This is a genomic window from Thiorhodovibrio winogradskyi (assembly GCF_036208045.1).
Taxonomy (GTDB): Bacteria; Pseudomonadota; Gammaproteobacteria; order Chromatiales; family Chromatiaceae; genus Thiorhodovibrio; species Thiorhodovibrio winogradskyi.
Genome location: NZ_CP121472.1, coordinates 4,753,382 through 4,770,894 on the forward strand (window position 1 = coordinate 4,753,382; position 17,513 = coordinate 4,770,894).

A 17,513-nucleotide genomic window follows, 5' to 3' on the forward strand; every position below is an offset into this window, starting at 1 on the left:
GGCGATCAGACCTTGGCAACCATCACCCGGGTTTGCATCGGCCGGCGCGTCGGGAGCAGACGCACGCAGGAGAAGCCAGCGGCCTTGAGCATGGCCGTCAGCTCGCGCGGCGGGCGCGGGCGTCCGCTGCCCATGGCGAGGAGGTAGAAACCGAAATAGGCATCGCCGATGGGTTCGGCGCCGGGGGTCTCGGCCATGGGCTCGGTCAGCAGCAGGGTACCGCTCGTTGGAAGGGCGGCGCGCGCGGCCCGGAGCATGGTCAAGGCTGCGTCATCGTCGTGATCGTGAATCACGCGCACAAAGGAAATCAGATCGGCGCCCTGGGGCAGGGGGTCACGCATCAGGTCGCCACCAAAGGTTGCGCCGCGCTCGCCAAGACCATGCTCGCGCAGGCGTTTCGCGGCGCGCTCGGCCACCGCCGGCAGATCGAAGAGTTGTAACCTGAGATGCGGCCAGCGTTGCCCGGCGGCGAGCAGGAAATTCCCCTCGCCACCACCGACATCGAGCAGGCACTGATGATTTTTAAAAGAATAGGCATCCAGGGTATCGCCAGCGACAAAGGCATGGGAGGCGGTCATCAGCTCGCTATAAGAAGCCACCTCGGCATCGCCGGCCGCGCCCGGGGTGGCTGAGCCGGCATAGGCCCAGAAGCGCCCGAGTTCGGTGTCCGCTAGCTCGCCGCGCAACAGCGCCAGCGGATCGGTCAGGTCGCGATAGAGCATGCGATGGTGGCGCACCATGGCGGCAATACCCGGGTTGCCAAGCATGGCCGCGCCATGGGGACCGAGCCCGAAGCGCCCGCCCGAGCGACGCTTGAACAGTCGCAGCGCCACACCAGCACGCAGCAGGCGATCGGCCGCGGCGGGTGGCAGGTCGACCTCGGTGCTCAACTGTTCGGGCGTCACCGGCGCCTTGGCCAGCCGTTCGAACAGCTCCAGGCGCACGCAGGCATCGAGAATCTGGGAGTAGACAAAGCCGGCGCAGAGATCAAACAGATCGCTCGCACGACGCTGGGCAATGGGTCGGGTGAGGGGGAAGTCCGCCGCCCAGCGCTGGAATGCCGGGCTGGCGACCAGGCGGGTGATGGACCGGTGCCAGGTGTCGGTGAAACGCTCGAACCAGGGGGGTTGCGTCGCGCCTGTGACTGCTTGAATGGTTTTCAATGGGATTCGGATTCGGGTTTGGGTTGGGTGGGGCGGCAAGGGACGGGGCGCCTAGAGGCGGTCAGCCAGCTCGGCCGGCAGCAGCCGGCGCATTTCCGCGCGCACCAAGTCGGCCAGTTTGGCTTGACCCGGGCAGGCTGGGATAGCCTCGAGCGCCGCGCCGATCAGCGCTTGCAGCCGCGCGAGCGCGCCATCCAGTCCAAGCTCGACCACCGCGCTGGGGCGACCGTGGGCCTGGTCCTGTCCCATGGGCTTGCCCATGTCGGCCTCACTCAGGGCGACATCGCGTAAATCGTCCGCCACCTGATAGGCCAGGCCGAGCTTCTCGCCGAAGCCATACCAGGGCGCGGACGCCTGGCCGGCGGCGGCGGCCCCGGCCTCGGTCGCGGCAAAAAAGAGCGCGGCGGTTTTCTGGCGATGGTATTCGGTCAGCTCCACCTCGGGTTCGCACTCCCAGGCCTGGCCGGCGACGATGCCGGAGGCGATGCCGACCGCGCGCCCGATGATGGAGGCCAGCTTGGCCGCCCGCTCGGGATGCGCGGGCGCGCTCCAGGCCAGCAGCTCGAAGGCGCGCACAATGAGCCCGTCGCCCACCAGCACCGCCAGGCGCTCGCCATAGGCGGCGTGCACCGAGGGGCGTCCGCGGCGGGTGGCGGCATCATCGAAGCAGGGCAAATCGTCATGCACCAGGGAGGCGCAGTGCAGCAGCTCCAACGCGGCGGCGGCGGCATCGCTCAGTTGCGGTGCATCGTCGCCACAGGCCAAAGCCACCGCCAGACACAGGCGCGGGCGCACCCGCCCGCCACCGGGAAAAACCGCGTGACGGATAGCCGCTTCCAACAGCGGCGGCGCCGCCTCCCCGCTGCCCTGGGCAATGGCCTGCTCAAGGGCTTGTTCGATTCGCGGCATCACATCCATCGGTTGCTGATTCCTCAAGTAGATTGGCGGTGGGGCGGCGGTGGCCCAGGGGCATGGTCCCCTGCGTCCTCACCATGAGCTGGCGATAAGCTGGTTGCCGCGTCTTGCTGTCCTGTAAGATAGACACCACCTGAGAGGGCGTCAATTCGCATGCTGTCCGCCGCCATGACCAACAGCCGAAGTCACAATGCGGAACTTCGTATCCGTCCCTCAAGCCAATCCACACACCAGCATCTCCCCCAAAACCCGTGTTAACAGCTCGCCCGCCATCCCTTATCACCAAATTGCCCGGCCAAGTGATCGGCCAAGTGACCGGTCAAGTGATCGCTCAAGTGATAAAGTTCCAGTTTATCCCGATTCAGCTCGATCCGATCCAACCGCATCCGATCCAACTGACTTCGGCACCAGTCACGGTGCCCACCCCATGAGCGCCGGCACACAGCCCGAGCGGGTGATCGTGATCGGTGCCGGGGTCGGCGGTTTGGCCGCCGCCGTCAGCCTGGCCGCGCACGGCCTTGAGGTTGACTTGTTTGAGCGCGCGGCCACGCCGGGCGGCAAATTACGCCAGGTAGCGGTGGGCGATGCCCGCATTGATGCGGGTCCCACGGTCTTCACCATGCGTTGGGTGTTCGAGGAACTTTTCGCCGCCGCCGGCACCTCGCTCGCGACCGAACTCCCACTGCAACCCGCCGAGACTCTCGCCCGCCATGCCTGGAGCGCGGATGAGCGTCTGGATCTGTTCGCCGATCTCCAGCGCTCCGCCGATTCCATCGGCCAGTTCGCCGGCGCGCGCGAGGCACGCGGATTCCTACGCTTCAGCGCCGATGCGCGCGGCATTTTCCGCACCCTGAAGGAGTCCTTCATCACCAACAGCCGCACCACCCCGGCCGGGCTGATGCAGCGTGTCGGCCTCGGTGGCCTCGGCGGGCTGATGAGCATCAAGCCCTACTCCAAGCTATGGCCGGTACTGGGGGACTATTTCAAGGATCCGCGCCTGCGCCAACTCTTTGGCCGCTACGCCACCTACTGCGGCAGCTCGCCCTTCCTCGCCCCGGCCACCCTGATGCTGGTCGCCCATGTTGAACAAGACGGCGTCTGGCTGGTCGAGGGCGGCATGCACCAACTGGCGCTGACCATGGCCGAGGTGGCCACTCGGCTTGGCGTGCGCCTGCATTATTCATCCCCAGTCGCGGAGATTCTCATTGAGCGCGGACGCACATGCGGTGTGCGCCTGACCTCGGGTGAAATCCACCACGCCAGCGCCCTGGTGCTCAATGCCGACACCGCCGCGCTCGGCGCCGGGCTGTTCGGCACCGCCGCCGCGCGCGCCCTGCCCCCCACACCTCCCTCGGCACGCTCCCTGTCGGCGCTGACCTGGAATCTGCTGGCGGAACCCAGCGGCTTCCCGCTGGTGCGCCACTCGGTCTTCTTCTCGCGCGATTACGCGGCCGAATTCCGCGACCTGTTCGAGCGCCATCGCTTGCCACACGAGCCCACTGTCTATATCTGTGCCCAAGACCGCGGCGATACGGATCGCCACCTGGATCGCCACTGGGATCCCCACCGGGATCCCCACCTAGATCCCCTTGGCCATTACAACGCCGAGCATGGCAGCCCCTCATCCGCCGGGCCGGAACGCCTGCTGTGCCTGGTCAATGCCCCGGCGATCGGGGACCGTCATGCATTCACACCCGCGGAGATCAACGCATGCGCCGAGCGCACCTTCGCCCTACTCAACCGCTGTGGGCTGCAACTGCAAGCGCCGCCGGACCTCAGCCAACCGACCTCGCCGACCCAGTTCGAGCAGCTGTTTCCGGCCAGCGGTGGCGCGCTCTATGGCCGCGCCTCCCACGGCTGGATGGCCTCTTTCAGTCGACCGGGGGCGCGCACCAAACTGCCGGGCCTGTATCTGGCGGGCGGCAGCACCCACCCGGGGCCAGGGCTACCAATGGCGACCCTGTCCGGGCGGCTAGCGGCCCGGAGCTTGCTCGAGGACCGGCCTTCGACCAAAGCATCCCGGAAAACGGCTACCTTTGGTGGTACCTCGACGCGCTAAGCGACGACGGCCAGCATGGGCTCACCATCATCGCGCTGCTGGGCAGTGTCTTCTCGCCCTATTATGCCTGGGCACGGCGGCGCGGCCCGGCCGAGCCGGAGCACTACTGCGCGCTCAACGCCGTGCTCTACGGCGCGCGGGGCAAACGCTGGGCCATGACCGAGCGCGGGCGCGAACGCCTGAGCCGCCAACCAAGCACACTGCGCATCGGCCCCAGTCAGCTGTACTGGGATGGTGATGACCTGGTCATCGACATCCAAGAGACCGCCGCGCCCATCCCATTGCCGTTGCGCGGCCAAGTCCGGGTGCACCCTCAGGCCATGACCCGCCATGTCGAGCGGCTCGATCAGCACGGCCGCCATCATTGGTGGCCCATCGCACCCGACTCGCGCGTCAGCGTCCAGCTCAGCCATCCACGTCTAGGCTGGAGCGGTGATGGCTATCTTGACAGCAACTGGGGCTCGGAGCCGCTGGAGCAGGGCTTCACCGACTGGGACTGGTCGCGCGCCAAGCGCCGTCGCGGTGGCGCCGCCGTGCTCTACGACGCCAACCGACGCGACGGCAGCGCTTTGTCGCTGGCGTTACGGGTCAACCCCGACGGCTCGGTCGAACCCTTTGAGCCACCAGCGCGGGCACCTCTGCCAACCACCAGGGTGTGGCGTATTCCGCGCGCCACCCGCAGTGAACACCCGGAAACCGGGCAAACCCGAGCGCGCGTGCTCGAAACCCTGGAAGACACGCCCTTTTATGCGCGCTCCACCATCGCCACCCGCCTGGCGGGAGAACATGTCACCGCGGTGCATGAAAGCCTGTCACTGGATCGTTTCGCCCAGCCCTGGGTGCGCATGCTGCTGCCCTTTCGCATGCCGCGCTGGCCGTGACAGTTTCCCTGCTATTGGCTATTGGCTATTGGCTGGACCTAATGGCCAGAAAGGGCGTCAACGTCCGCCAAGCAGCCGCAGACCAATTGACAACTGCTGGATGAACTGACGAAAACTCATCTCATCCGAGGCCTCGATTTGGCGCCCGGAACTGGCGCGATCCGCATAGAGAAAGCCAATGCATTTGCCGGTAAAAAGCACCGGGTGAATCAAGAAATCGCTCTTGCCGACAAATTGCGCGAACGGGCCACGTACCAGCTTGCGCTCATCCGGCTGGGAATCAGCATGAATCCAAAATGCCTTGCGCTGCCCTATCACAGCGGCGAGCAGTGGATTCATCTCAGGGCGCAGACTGAAGCGGAAGCTCGCCTGCAGGCGCTCTTCGACTTGCGTGAGCACAAACTTAGCCACGACCGCATCTTTTTTGGTGGTCAGGAGCGCGAAAACACTGCGGTCCATGCCAATGCCACGGTGCACACCCTCCACCACGGTCGCCAGCAAGCGGTTGATATCAGGCTTGCCGTTGAGCAGTTCCGCCATGCGACCGAGCATTTCGAGTTGCAGCATCGGATTCGGGAGCAGCACCTTTGAGGAGTAGCCATCCTCGCCCAGCGCTGTTTCATTGCCGACTTCGGCGACGACTCCCCCGGCTACCTCGCGTTCCGCCTTGTCACGCTTGGCCTTGGCCTGAGCGGTCTCCGGTATCAGTGGGGCAACCTTGGTGGCACCAAACTGCGACGCCATTTCGCGCGCGGTCTCTGAACTCTGATGCACTTTCTCGCGCATATCGGCCAGATTGAGCCCCATATTGCGCGCGACCCGGGACAGCAACTGATGGATCTCATCCGATTCCCAGCCGCTGCGCATGGCGACCTCGGCAATGCGCCGGCCGGTGGCGATACGATCCCCAACCGGCCCAGGGTCTGGCGAGAGTGCCTTCTGCAACACCTGACCCAGGGACCAGTGCTGCGCCAAGCGTCGCGACAGTTGCGTCATATCACAGCCAAAGGTGCGTTTTTCGAGGCGCGCGATCTGTACCGCATCGCCGTCGCCAAAGTCCGCTTTCTCGGCCAGGAAATCGCTCACTCTGGGGTCGGAGCTTGAGAGCACCGCGAGCACCCCGATGCGATACAACAAACCGGCAACAAAAATCTCCGCCACTACGTCATCTCGCGCCATGCGGGCAAGCGTCTGCGACTGGGTGGCGGTATGAAAGGCCAGCGCCATTTCCTCAAGCAGGGCATCGCGACTCTGGCCGCGCAGGACTTTTTCGATCACGCTAAGCGAGATTGCCAAATCACGCACCGCGTCGAAACCAAGCAGCACCACACCGCGATCAACTGTTTGGATATTGCCATGACTGCTTGGAAACAGCGGACAATTGGCCAGTTTGACCAGCCTCGCCGCCATGGCGGCGTCTTTGGCGATGGCGTTGGAGAGCATGTAAGCACTGGCTTCCGGATCACTCGCAATCCGGGTCACGTCGCTGACGGTGCGCGCAAAGGCGGGGAGTTCGGTATCGGTCAGAAAATTGGTCCAGGCGTTCAGCGTCATTGGCAAGGAACGCCCCGAGCCGGCAGCCTGATCAAGTGGTGCCATATTCATATTCCGAACCAATGGCGACTAAGGCGCCATCAACGCGCCCTTAGATCCAACCCCAAATCGAATGAGGGTGATTGTTCTTGTTATCATTGCTCTTCGCCGATCTGCTCTGTGCTGGTCTGCTCCGGCCTGGCCAGCACCCGCGCACCAACAGGACGCCATTTTTCTGCGAAAACCGGCTAAATGCAAGCAGACATAAGCCACAGCACCTTTACCCTGACACTAGGGCTTAAGTCGCAATTTGTCCAGAAAAACCGATGTTATCGCGCCTGCCTTGGATAGCTGGATGAGTCATACTTTTCGACGAATAATCATACGTCGTTCGCGCTGGATAAGCGCCTGCTGGGCCTGGCCATTTTTCGCACCACCAAAGCGCAAGGGCAGGTAGAAGGCCAACCACGCATACAGCGCTTGGGCCAGATCGGGCCGCGCCTTTGCCACCCGCCGCAGGTAATCGCGCGGCCCCTCGCCCGGTTCGCGCGCCAGTCCCACCCGCGCCAGGCGCTGGCACAGGCGCGCGTAGCTGCGTTCGACCGGATCGGCCGGCCAGCGCCGGCGCGCGAGCAGCGCATGCAGCAGCAACATGAGCGCCGCGCCGCCGCTCGCCAAACCCAGCACCAGACCATAGGTGCCCAAATGCTCCAGGCCAAGCGCCTCGAGCAAGCGCTGCTGGCGGGTGCTGGAGAAATTCACCACCCAGTTGTTCCAGGCCGCGTTACCCGCGTCCACCAGCAACCGCAGGCTGTGCGCCAACCGCCCCAAGGCGCTGTCGCGCGTCACCCGAAACCGCAGCGGCGCGGCACCGCCCAGATCAGCCAGTTCAGCATCATTGTCGACGCGCTCTGGCGCGACCGCGGCTGTTGGGTCCACCCGCGTCCAGCCGCTGTCTTCCAGCCAGACCTCGGCCCAGGCGTGGGCATCGGACTGGCGCACCAGATAGTGTCCGCCCAATGGGTTGCGTTCGGCGCCCAGGTAACCCACCACCAGGCGCGCCGGGATGTCGGCCAGACGCATCAGCAGCGCGAAGCTGCTGGCGTAATGCTCGCAATAGCCGGCGCGGGTCTCGAACAAGAAATCATCGACTGGATTGGCACCCAGCGGCGGTGGCCTCAGGGTGTAACGGAAGGCTTCCTGGTTGATATGGGCCAGGGCACGCGCCACGATAGCGCGCGCGCCACCACCCTGCTCCCGCCATTCGCCCACCAGCAGGCGCATGCGCGGCGTGATCATGCGCTCTGGCACCTCAAGCGCCAGTTCGCGCTCAGGCGGCGTCAGCGCCAGCGAGCGATACTTGAGCGCCGAGCGCAGCTCAAAGCGCTTGAGCTCCTGCAACCTTTCCTTGGCCACCAGACGCGCATCCCGCGTCAGCCTGGCATCCGCTGGCGCCGCTAGGGGCAGATCGAGCGCGAAGATCCAGCGCTGCTCGGTTGGCTCCATCACAATGGCGTAGTCGAGCCGCTCGCCCAGCGGTTCGATATCCGCCGGCAGCTCGTCCATTAACGCATCATCCCCCGGCTCCCAGCCGCGCCCATCGGTCTGCCACAGCACCGGCCCGCGCCAGTAGAGCTGGGAGGGTTCCACTGGCAGCGGCTGATCGAAATAGGCGTGAAAGGCGACGGCGCCCGAGCGCACCAGCTCGCTGAAGTTGCCAAGCTCCAACGAATCGCTCACCCCGGTCTTGGCGCGCTCGCGTTCCAGACCCAGGCTCCACAGAGGCGAGTCCAGGCGCGGGAAAAGCACAAACAGCAACGCGGCGAGCGGCACCGCCTGGGCGCTCAGCACCAATGCCCGGCGCCCGGCGGTGCGCAAACGCTTGAACCAGGCCTGTCGGTCAGCGAAAATCCGAGCGCCATAGCGGCTGGCATTCGCGGTGGCGGCCGTGATCGACGCTGGCCGCACCGCACTCAGGTCCGCGAGCAAGGCGAAACTCCCGAGCAGCAGCACGCCCAGATAGATGGCAAAAAGCGGCGACTGATTGAATAAAAAAGCTACCACCAGCAAAAAACCGAACAGCAGCAAGGACACCCGCAGATCACGCATGCCACGAATCTCGAGCGTCTTCAACACCATCATAGTGAGCAGCAGCGCGGTGCCGGCATCCTGACCCGCCAACTCGCGGTAAGCCGCCAGCACCACACCCACCCCAAGCAGCGCCAGCGCCACTAGCGGCCAGCGCCCAGGCGTGAGCGCCGGGCGCCACAGCACCGCCACCCGCGCCAGCAGCAGCAAGGCGATATAGCCTGCGACCGGCGCTTTCATATAAAACAGCAGTGGCAGCGCGGCCAGCGCGAGCAGCATGCTCAGCAGGCCAATTTGCAGACGATCAGGTACCGACTCGCCGGTCATCACTGCCGCGGCATGGCGTGGCGGCCGGCGTGAGACTGGTGATGCCTGAGGGGATTGTTGGCGCTTACTTGTCATGGCGCATGGTCACAGCGAAACCCCGCCAAGGTGCTCAGGCAGCGATGCTTGTGCGCATCACCCTGCCCGCGCTCGACACTCAAACCGGGCAGGCGCAACCCGTAGACCAGATTTTGCTCCGAGGCATTGAGCACCTGGCGACACAGCAGGGCGATGCGCGTCTCATCATCCACCGGCGGCAGCGCGCTCCAGTCAAGCCACACCCGCGCGGCACGGTCACCACCAAACTGCTTGACCACCAGCCCACGCTCGCGCGCCAGCGCCTTCCAGTCGATGCGGCGCAGCGAATCCCCCGGCGCGTAAGCGCGCGCACCGACAAAGTCGTCCGCCCCAGTGCCCTGATCACCGCTGGCATTGTGATCCACGGACGTCAGCTGCGGCGGTGCGCTGGCCTGGGGTGCCGGGCGCGGATAGACGATCGCCACCGCATCGACCGAGACCAACGACCAGGCGCGAAACAGCCCCAGGGGGTAGCGGGTTTCGAGCAGCACCTCGCCAAGTGGCAGCGGGCCGCGGCGCTCGGTCGGCACCGGCAATGCCACCCGCGCCATGCCCCCAGCGGGCAGATCGATGCAGGCAGCTCCACGCAGACACAGGGCGCCGCGCTCGCGCTCGCGCGGATCATCAAGGGTGATTAAGAACTGTGCATCCTGCCCGGCAAACACAGGCGCGCCCGGCTGCGCTCGCACCCGCAGGCGCAGCAGATTGAACCAAGCATGGTGCATGCTGACCAGACTCACTCCAGCCATCACAAAGGTGAAGAGCAAGCCGAGGTTGTTCTGGTAGTTCAGCGCGCCAAGCAGGGTCACCAATAGCAGCAGCCCATAGCCCAAGCCGGCCCGTGTCGGCAGAATAAATATGTGTCGTGCCCCAATGGTCGCCTGCCCCTGCGCATCGACAGGCACCCGCCGCAGCAGCTTGCCAAACAGCGATGCCCAACCCTGGCGTTGCCGCCACGCGGGGGATGTCGGAGTCGCCATGTCGCGCAGCGTCCTTCGCCGATTCCGCGGGATGGTCAGGGCACCGAGACCGCTCGCAGAATAAAGTCCGCGATCTCGGCATGGCCGACGGGACCATTGTCATCGCCGCTCAGCAGGCGGTGTGGCACGCACGCCGGCAGCACGGCCTGGAGGTCTTCGGGGATCACATAGGTGCGACCATGGATCAAGGCCCAGGCACGCGCCGCGCGCAACAACCCAAGCCCCGCGCGCGGCGACAATCCATGAAGAAAGCGATTGCTCGCGCGGGTGAACGCCAAAATGCCATGGCAATAGTCAATGACGGGGGCCGCCACATGCACGGAGTTCACGCGCTGCTGCAACGCCATCAGTTGGTCGACACTCAGCGCTGGTTCAACACCGGCCAAGAGCGCACGTCGATCGGCACCGGCCAACAGCGCCTTTTCCTGCTCGGCGTTGGGATAGCCAAGCTCGATGCGCATCAAAAACCGATCAAGCTGCGACTCCGGCAGCGGGAAGGTGCCCACCTGATAGGTCGGATTCTGGGTGGCGATGACAAAAAAGGGCGTCGGCAGCGCACGTGTTTCGCCCTCGGCCGTGACCTGATGCTCTTCCATCGCCTCGAGCAGCGCACTCTGTGCCTTGGGCGTGGCACGGTTGATTTCATCGGCTAGCACGACCTGGGCAAAGATGGGCCCAGGATGAAACTCAAAGCGCTCGCGCACCCGCTCGTACACCGATACCCCGATAATGTCCGCCGGTAGGAGATCGCTGGTGAACTGAATGCGCGCGTACTTTAGCCCCAGCAGCCGCGCGAGCAGATGTGCCAGGGTGGTCTTGCCAACCCCCGGAAGATCTTCGATCAGCAGGTGCCCGCGCGCAAGCAGGCAAGCCAGCGCCAGGCGCAGTTCGGCGTCCTTGCCGAGAATGATAGTCCCGGCAGCCACCAACACCTGGTCAATGGCGCGAGCATCGGCCGGCGTTGAATGACCAGTTGCGGCATCAGTCTTGGTCATGAGATGGAAGAGAAGGACTGCTTCAGGTCGCGGGCACTCCCGAACCTAGGACGAGGGAGCAAGCACGGGCGCGGCGTCCCGCGGCAATGTCGAATCCAGCCGCTCCACCCGCAGCTTCTCGGTAATGCCGCCACCGAGGGCAATGCGCGTTGGACCGATGGAGACCACCCGGGCGCGACCACGGTGGTGCTCCACGCGCAACTCGCTCCCCAGACGCACGCCAAGGGCCAGCAAACGGCGGTTGAGATCACGCCCACCGCTGATGCCGATGACGCGCGCCCGGGCGCCGAGCGGAAGCTCGGCAAGAGTCGCGGACACTGGTGGTCCGCCAGACGGTGAGGCAAGGGCATCATTGGTTTTCATAGGCCGAAAGTTTAAGCCAGAGAGAAAAACGAAGCAAGAATCACTATCAACACTTATCAAGCCTCATGTGAATTCGCTCTGGCGCCACGGCGCACAGCGCATTCTGAACCCTTGCTGCTAGGGGGTGTTGCACGCATCAGGAGACCGCCCGCGCACTCTCCACCGCAGGCGAGACACGCACACTGAGCAAATGCACGCGGCGACTGTCGGCGCGAAGCACGGTGAAACGGAAGCCATCGATTTGCACCCGCTCGCCGCGCACCGGAAGCTTGCCCAGGGCATGCACCACCAGACCACCGATGGTATCGACATCCTCGCCGCTCAGGGTGCTGGCGAAGTACTCGTTGAAATCTTCGATGCTGGTGCGCGCCTTGACGGTGTATTCACCCGGGCCGCGTTTGAAGATGAAGGCACCTTCGTCGAAATCATGCTCGTCCTCGATCTCGCCGACGATCTGCTCGAGCACATCCTCGATGGTGGCCAGGCCGGCGGCGGCGCCGTATTCATCCACCACGATGGCCATGTGGTTGCGGCTACCGCGAAACTCCTTTAGTAGCACGTTCAGCCGCTTGCTCTCGGGCACGAAGATGGCGCTGCGCAAGTGGTCGCGAATATTGAAAGGGCGGGTGTTGGACTTGGTACAGTAGGCCAGCAGATCCTTCGCCAGCAGAATGCCAAGTACCTCGCCCTTGTCCTCACCGGTGACCGGGAAGCGGGAATGGGAGGACTCCACCGCGATGGCGAGAATCTCCTCAAGCGAGGAATCGCGGCGCACTGTGACCATTTCGGCCCGCGGGATCATGATGTCCTCGGCGCGCAGGTCGGCGACCTGGAGCACGCCCTCGATCATGCTCAGGCCATCGCGGTCGAGCAAGGCGCGACGCTCGGCGTCGCGCAGAATGTCAAGCAATTGATTCTTGTCGCGCGGCTCGCCGCCAAGCAACTGGCACAGGCGTTTGCGCCAGTCTTTCAGCGGCTCGCCGCTACGCGGTCGATCACTGGTCATCGGGTCCGCTGTCTGATTCATAGGGATTCTCGAATCCAAAGCTTGTGATAATGCGGGTTTCCAGGGCCTCCATCGCGGAAGCCTGATCGTCGTCTTGGTGATCATGGCCGAGCAAATGCAGGGTGCCATGCACAACCATGTGCGCCCAGTGCGCGCGGGGGGATTTACCCTGGTCGGCGGCCTCGGCCAGCACCAGGGGCGCGCAGATGACCAGATCGCCGAGAAGGCCAGTGGCGGGCGCCCCGGGCGGAAGCTCGAAGGGGAAAGACAGCACATTGGTTGGCCCCGTCCGTCCGCGATAGGTGCGGTTCAGGGCGGCGCTTTCGGCCTCGTCCACCAGACGGATGGTCATTTCGGTCGCGGCGGGTGCCGATCGGCCGGCGGCAAGGGCCGCGCTGACCCAGTGCTCGAAATCCTCCTGACTCGGCACCTCGGCCAGAGTGGCGCATTGCAAATCAAGGACTAGTGGCGCCGCGGCCACGGCAAGCGCATCGCGAGATTTGGGGTCCGGGTCTGGTTCCGTGGACATGGAATTGGCAATCATTAGGTGGTATTAGCCGGCCGCGGCCAGCTCTGGCTGGCGTTGATCGTGATGATCGTAGGCATTGACGATGCGCTGCACCAGGGAATGGCGCACCACATCGCGCGAGCTGAAAAAGGTGAAGCTAATACCCTCGATCTCGCGCAGTACATCCACCGCCTGGCGCAGCCCCGAGGGCTGGCCGCGCGGCAGATCGACCTGGGTGACATCCCCCGTGACCACGGCCTTGGAACCGAAGCCAATACGGGTCAGAAACATCTTCATCTGCTTGGGGGTGGTATTTTGCGCCTCGTCCAAAATAATAAAGGCGTCGTTCAGGGTGCGCCCGCGCATATAGGCCAATGGCGCCACTTCAATCACATTGCGCTCAATGAGCTTGTTCACTTTTTCAAAGCCGAGCATCTCAAAGAGTGCATCGTAGAGTGGGCGCAGGTAGGGGTCGATTTTCTGCGCCAGATCGCCGGGCAGAAAGCCCAGGCGCTCGCCGGCCTCGACCGCCGGGCGCACCAGCAGCAGGCGGCGCACGCGCTCGGTCTCGAGTGCCTCGACCGCGCTGGCCACCGCCAGATAGGTTTTTCCCGTTCCGGCCGGGCCGACGCCAAAATTGATGTCGTGGCGCAAAATGGCATGCAGATAGGCCTGCTGATTCGGCCCGCGCGCACGGATCAGGCCACGCTTGGTTTTAATTAAAACCTCGGGTAACTCGGGCTCGCGCAGCGCCGCCTCGATGCCGGATTGCTGCAAATGCAAATGCACTGTCTCGGGCGAGAGAATCTCCTGCTCGGTCAGTGCATAAAGATCGCGCAGCAACTGCTCGCCATGCGCCAGGGTCGCGGGCGGGCCAATGAGCCGAAAACTCAGGCCCCGGTTGTTGATCTCAATGCCCAGCCTGCGCTCGATCAGGCGCAGGTGTTGGTCGAACTGCCCGCACAGATTACCCAGGCGGAGGTTGTCCTCGGGCGCGAGCTCAAGATCAAGACTGTCCGCGGGGGTGGTCAAGAGAGGGTTGCGGCGCCTGTCGAAATGCCGCCACCGACACCAGCGCCCCCTGCCGTGTGAAGGCAGTGACCGCGCAGCGAATTGGGCAGCGCCTCGGTGATTTGGACATCAACGAAGGAACCGATCAGCTCGGCCGGGGCATCAAGATTGACCACCCTGTTGTTTTCAGTCCGACCACTGAGTTGCGCCGGGTCGCGGCGGGATGGTCGCTCCAGCAGCACCCGTTGCACCGTGCCGATCATAGCCTGGCTGATGGCCCGGGCCTGGCTGTTGATCAAGGCTTGCAGGCGCTCGAGCCTACCTTGCTTGAGCGCGCGCGGACAGTCGTCCGGATAGCTGGCCGCGGGAGTGCCGGGGCGCGGGCTGAAAATAAAACTAAAGGACTGGTCAAAGCCAATGTCCTCGATCAGCTGGAGCGTGGCCGCGAAGTCCGCCTCGGTCTCGCCAGGGAAGCCGACAATGAAATCAGAGGAGATGCTGATACCGGGACGCACCGCGCGCAGACGGCGAATTTTATCCCGATACTCCAGCGCTGTGTGGCCGCGCTGCATCAGCGCCAACATGCGATCCGACCCGCTTTGCACCGGCAGATGCAGAAAATCGACCAGCTCGGGCACCTCGGCGAAGGCCTCGATCAATTCATCGGAGAATTCCACCGGATGCGAGGTGGTGAAGCGTATGCGCTCGATGCCCTCGATGGCCGCCACTTGGTGAATCAGCAGGGCCAAATCAGCGGGCTCGCCGTCGTCCATCAGGCCACGATAGGCATTGACGTTCTGCCCGAGTAAGTTCACCTCGCGCACGCCCTGCTCGGCCAGGGCGCTCACCTCGGCGATGACGGCATCGCAGGGCCGGCTGACCTCGGGTCCGCGCGTATAGGGCACTACGCAGTAGGTGCAGTATTTCGAGCAGCCCTCCATGACCGAGACATAGGCACTAGGACCCTCCGCGCGCGGCCTGGGCAGATGATCGAACTTTTCGATCTCGGGGAAGGAAATATCGATGTAAGCGCTGGCGCGCTGAATCTGGGCAGCGCCGCGCTGGCCAGGCGCCTCGCGGCGTTGCGCGCGCAGGGCATCGAGCATGCCAGGCAAACGATGCAGGGTTTGGGGGCCGAAGATCAGATCGACAAAGGGCGCGCGCTCGCGCAGCGCCGTGCCTTCCTGGCTGGCGACACAGCCACCGACGCCGATGACCAATTCTGGCCGCCGAGCTTTGAGCGGGCGCCAGCGCCCGAGTTGGGAGAAGACTTTCTCTTGGGCCTTCTCGCGAATGGAACAGGTGTTCAGCACCAGGACATCGGCGTCCTCGGGCTGGTCGACCCGGAGCATGCCGTGGGACTCGCGCAGAAGATCGGCGATACGACCGGAGTCGTATTCGTTCATCTGGCAGCCCTGGGTCTGGATATAGAGCTTTGCGGTCATCAAGTAGGCGCAACGGCGGACTTGCCGTGGGATTCGGGAGAACAAGGCTAGACCATTGTCCGCCCGAGGTCCAGTATCAGGCGCCGAGCGGTGCGGCCCTGACGCTGATGGGCAGAGGTTGCTTATTTCTCCCGCGGATAAGGCCAGGCCATGATCCCGCCTTCCATCACCTTGAGATTGCGCCAGCCATGGGCTTTCAGGATAGATGCGACTTCGTAGCCGCGCAGGGAGATCTTGCAGTAGAGAATGATCTCTTTGTCCTTGTCCTGTGGGAGCTCTTCAAGGCGACCGCGAATGGCGCCCTGGGGGATGAGCGTCTCGCCGATACCTAAGCGCATTTGCTCGTATTCCGCCGGGTTGCGGGTATCGAGAATGAACACATCCTCGCCCGCGTCGACCTTGCGCTTGACCTCGCTGACCGAAATCCCCCGCATGCGACCTTTGAGCTTATTCTCGAGCGCATGGGCCGCGATGATGACGTGATCAAGCGCCAGCGAATAGGGCGGCGCGTAGGGCAGATCGGCATTGACCATGTCAGCGACACTCAGCTTGCCCATGATGGCCGTGGCCATGATGGCGACCCGCTTGCTGACATCGCCTGGCCCGACGCAATGAAAACCCAGGATGCGGCCGCCGTCGCGCTCGGCCACCAGCTTGCTGATCAGCAGCTTGCCGCCCATGAACACCGGAATGTCCAGACCCGAGATGACCACTGTCTTGACATCCAACCCGGCGGCGCGGGCGCTGGCCTCGGACAGGCCGGTGACGCCGACGGTGAAGTCAAAGATCTTGCAAATGCCGGTCTGGGTGTTGCCGGGAAAGCGCGCGCTGCCGGGCTCGATCACATTCTGCCCGACCACCCGGCCCTGGAGGTTGGCCAAATCGCCGTAGGGCGCGCGATTGGACTCACCAGTGATCAGCGAGGTGCATTCCACGCAGTCGCCAGCGGCATAGATGTCCGGGTCGGAGGTTTGCATGTACTCATTGACCCGGATGCCACCCTTGGCGCCGATCTCCAGCCCGGCCATTTGCGCCAGGGCAATGTTCGGCCGCACACCCACGGCGATAACGGCCAGTTGCGCCGGCAGTTCGGTGCCGTTGTCGAGCTTCACGCCAGTGAGCTGGCCGTCCTCGCCAAGAAACTCCGCCACGCCGTTGCCAACAATGATGTCCGCGCCCTGGGCACGGGTATGGTTCTCGACCAGCTTGGCCAGATCGGGATCGAGAAAGGGCAGCACCTGGGGCGTTTTCTCGATAATGGTGGTTTCAATGCCGGCCAGGCGCAGTGCCTCGCAGACCTCGAAGCCAATCAACCCGCCGCCGACGATGATGGCGCGGGTGACCTTGCCCTCGTCGCGGATGGCGCGCAGGGCATCGGCATCGGCCATGGAATGCAGGGTCAGCACGCCTTCCAGATCGAACCCCGGCGCGACCGGGCACACGGGTGCCGCGCCCGTGGCCAGCACCAGTCGGTCGTAGGAGACCGCGCCCTTTTCGTCCGTGTCCAGGTTCTTATAGGTGACTGTCTTGGTGTCGCGGTCGATGTTGATCGCCTCGGTGCGCACTAGGGCCGTCATGCGCTTGGCTTTGTCAAAGAATTTCGGATCGCGTGGAATCCCGGCCGGGGTGCACACCAACAGATTGCGATCATCGAAGGTGCCACCGATGTAGTAGGGATAGCCGCAGGAGGCCATGGAGAGATCCGGATCGCGCTGGATCAGGGTGATCTCGGCGAATTCATCCGTGCGCCGCGCCTTGGCGGCGGCCTTGGGGCCGGCGGCGGAGCCGCCGATGATCACGATTTTCAAGGGAGAGGAAGACATGATTCGTCCTGTTGGAAATAAAAGTGTCAAAAAAATGAAGACAAAACACCTGGAGGATGCGGCAGCCGCTGAGCTATCCGCTGGACACGAATAGCGATAATACCTATTTTATTGACGAGGCCAGCAAGCTCTCGGCCGGCATGGTTGACAAAGCCACCTTTGCCAGCGACATCAATGCCTTTTACCCGACCGGACGCAACCAGGCCGCGCTCGAGTGCATTTTCACTCAGCTTGAGGCCGGTGCACCATGACAATTGGGTGACGGGCGACCTTGCCCGAGGGGGCCGATGCGGCGAAGGCAAGGGCGAGGAGAAGGGCAAGGGAAAGGGCGAGGAGAAAAT

General features: G+C 64.1%; 15 protein-coding genes. 3 read left to right on the forward strand and 12 right to left on the reverse strand.

What is annotated here, in order from left to right; genetic code table 11:
* Window positions 1-5 precede the first annotated feature (5 nt).
* Entirely contained in the window at window positions 6-1,163 is a 1,158-nt protein-coding gene (locus Thiowin_RS21880) for a methyltransferase (protein ID WP_328985084.1), read from the reverse strand.
* A 51-nt stretch (window positions 1,164-1,214) separates the two neighbouring features.
* Entirely contained in the window at window positions 1,215-2,081 is an 867-nt protein-coding gene (locus Thiowin_RS21885) for a polyprenyl synthetase family protein (protein ID WP_328985085.1), read from the reverse strand.
* A gap of 424 nt (window positions 2,082-2,505) precedes the next feature.
* Here Thiowin_RS21885 and Thiowin_RS21890 point away from each other — a divergent pair, with 424 nt between their 5' ends.
* Window positions 2,506-4,137 (forward strand): phytoene desaturase family protein, encoded by a 1,632-nt coding sequence (locus Thiowin_RS21890; RefSeq protein WP_328985086.1) that lies wholly within the window; start codon window positions 2,506-2,508, stop codon window positions 4,135-4,137.
* 122 nt (window positions 4,138-4,259) lie between these two features.
* Entirely contained in the window at window positions 4,260-5,018 is a 759-nt protein-coding gene (locus Thiowin_RS21895) for a carotenoid 1,2-hydratase (protein WP_328985088.1), read from the forward strand.
* A gap of 57 nt (window positions 5,019-5,075) precedes the next feature.
* Here Thiowin_RS21895 and Thiowin_RS21900 read toward each other — a convergent pair whose 3' ends face one another.
* From Thiowin_RS21900 to Thiowin_RS21945, 10 genes are all read right to left on the reverse strand, one after another.
* Window positions 5,076-6,617: an HDOD domain-containing protein gene (locus tag Thiowin_RS21900; protein ID WP_328985089.1), complete on the reverse strand. Its 1,542-nt coding sequence runs from the start codon at window positions 6,615-6,617 to the stop codon at window positions 5,076-5,078.
* Between the two features lie 294 nt (window positions 6,618-6,911).
* The gene (locus Thiowin_RS21905) at window positions 6,912-9,041 is read right to left on the reverse strand and encodes a transglutaminase TgpA family protein (protein WP_328985091.1); all 2,130 of its coding nucleotides are present in this window, start codon (window positions 9,039-9,041) and stop codon (window positions 6,912-6,914) included.
* Entirely contained in the window at window positions 9,038-10,021 is a 984-nt protein-coding gene (locus tag Thiowin_RS21910; protein WP_328985092.1) for a DUF58 domain-containing protein, read from the reverse strand. The genes Thiowin_RS21905 and Thiowin_RS21910 overlap by 4 nt, the downstream gene beginning before the upstream one ends.
* A gap of 35 nt (window positions 10,022-10,056) precedes the next feature.
* Entirely contained in the window at window positions 10,057-11,016 is a 960-nt protein-coding gene (locus tag Thiowin_RS21915) for an AAA family ATPase (protein WP_328985093.1), read from the reverse strand.
* Between the two features lie 45 nt (window positions 11,017-11,061).
* Window positions 11,062-11,334 (reverse strand): FeoA family protein, encoded by a 273-nt coding sequence (locus tag Thiowin_RS21920; RefSeq protein WP_328985094.1) that lies wholly within the window; start codon window positions 11,332-11,334, stop codon window positions 11,062-11,064.
* Window positions 11,335-11,515: 181 nt separating this feature from the next.
* On the reverse strand, window positions 11,516-12,385 hold the full coding sequence (locus Thiowin_RS21925; protein WP_328988148.1) for an HlyC/CorC family transporter: 870 nt from the start codon (window positions 12,383-12,385) through the stop codon (window positions 11,516-11,518).
* Window positions 12,375-12,914: an rRNA maturation RNase YbeY gene (gene ybeY / locus Thiowin_RS21930; RefSeq protein ID WP_328985095.1), complete on the reverse strand. Its 540-nt coding sequence runs from the start codon at window positions 12,912-12,914 to the stop codon at window positions 12,375-12,377. Before ybeY ends, Thiowin_RS21925 begins: the two co-directional genes overlap by 11 nt.
* 24 nt (window positions 12,915-12,938) lie before the next feature.
* Window positions 12,939-13,925, reverse strand: a complete 987-nt coding sequence (locus tag Thiowin_RS21935; protein ID WP_328985096.1) for a PhoH family protein — start codon at window positions 13,923-13,925, stop codon at window positions 12,939-12,941.
* The gene (miaB, locus tag Thiowin_RS21940) at window positions 13,922-15,349 is read right to left on the reverse strand and encodes a tRNA (N6-isopentenyl adenosine(37)-C2)-methylthiotransferase MiaB (protein ID WP_328985097.1); all 1,428 of its coding nucleotides are present in this window, start codon (window positions 15,347-15,349) and stop codon (window positions 13,922-13,924) included. The genes Thiowin_RS21935 and miaB overlap by 4 nt, the downstream gene beginning before the upstream one ends.
* A 122-nt stretch (window positions 15,350-15,471) precedes the next feature.
* Window positions 15,472-17,172: an FAD-dependent oxidoreductase gene (locus tag Thiowin_RS21945; RefSeq protein WP_328985098.1), complete on the reverse strand. Its 1,701-nt coding sequence runs from the start codon at window positions 17,170-17,172 to the stop codon at window positions 15,472-15,474.
* A gap of 56 nt (window positions 17,173-17,228) precedes the next feature.
* On the opposite strand from Thiowin_RS21945, the gene Thiowin_RS21950 reads away from it, so the two are divergent.
* Window positions 17,229-17,423, forward strand: coding sequence for a hypothetical protein (locus tag Thiowin_RS21950; protein ID WP_328985099.1), 195 nt, complete (start codon window positions 17,229-17,231; stop codon window positions 17,421-17,423).
* Window positions 17,424-17,513: the final 90 nt, after the last annotated feature.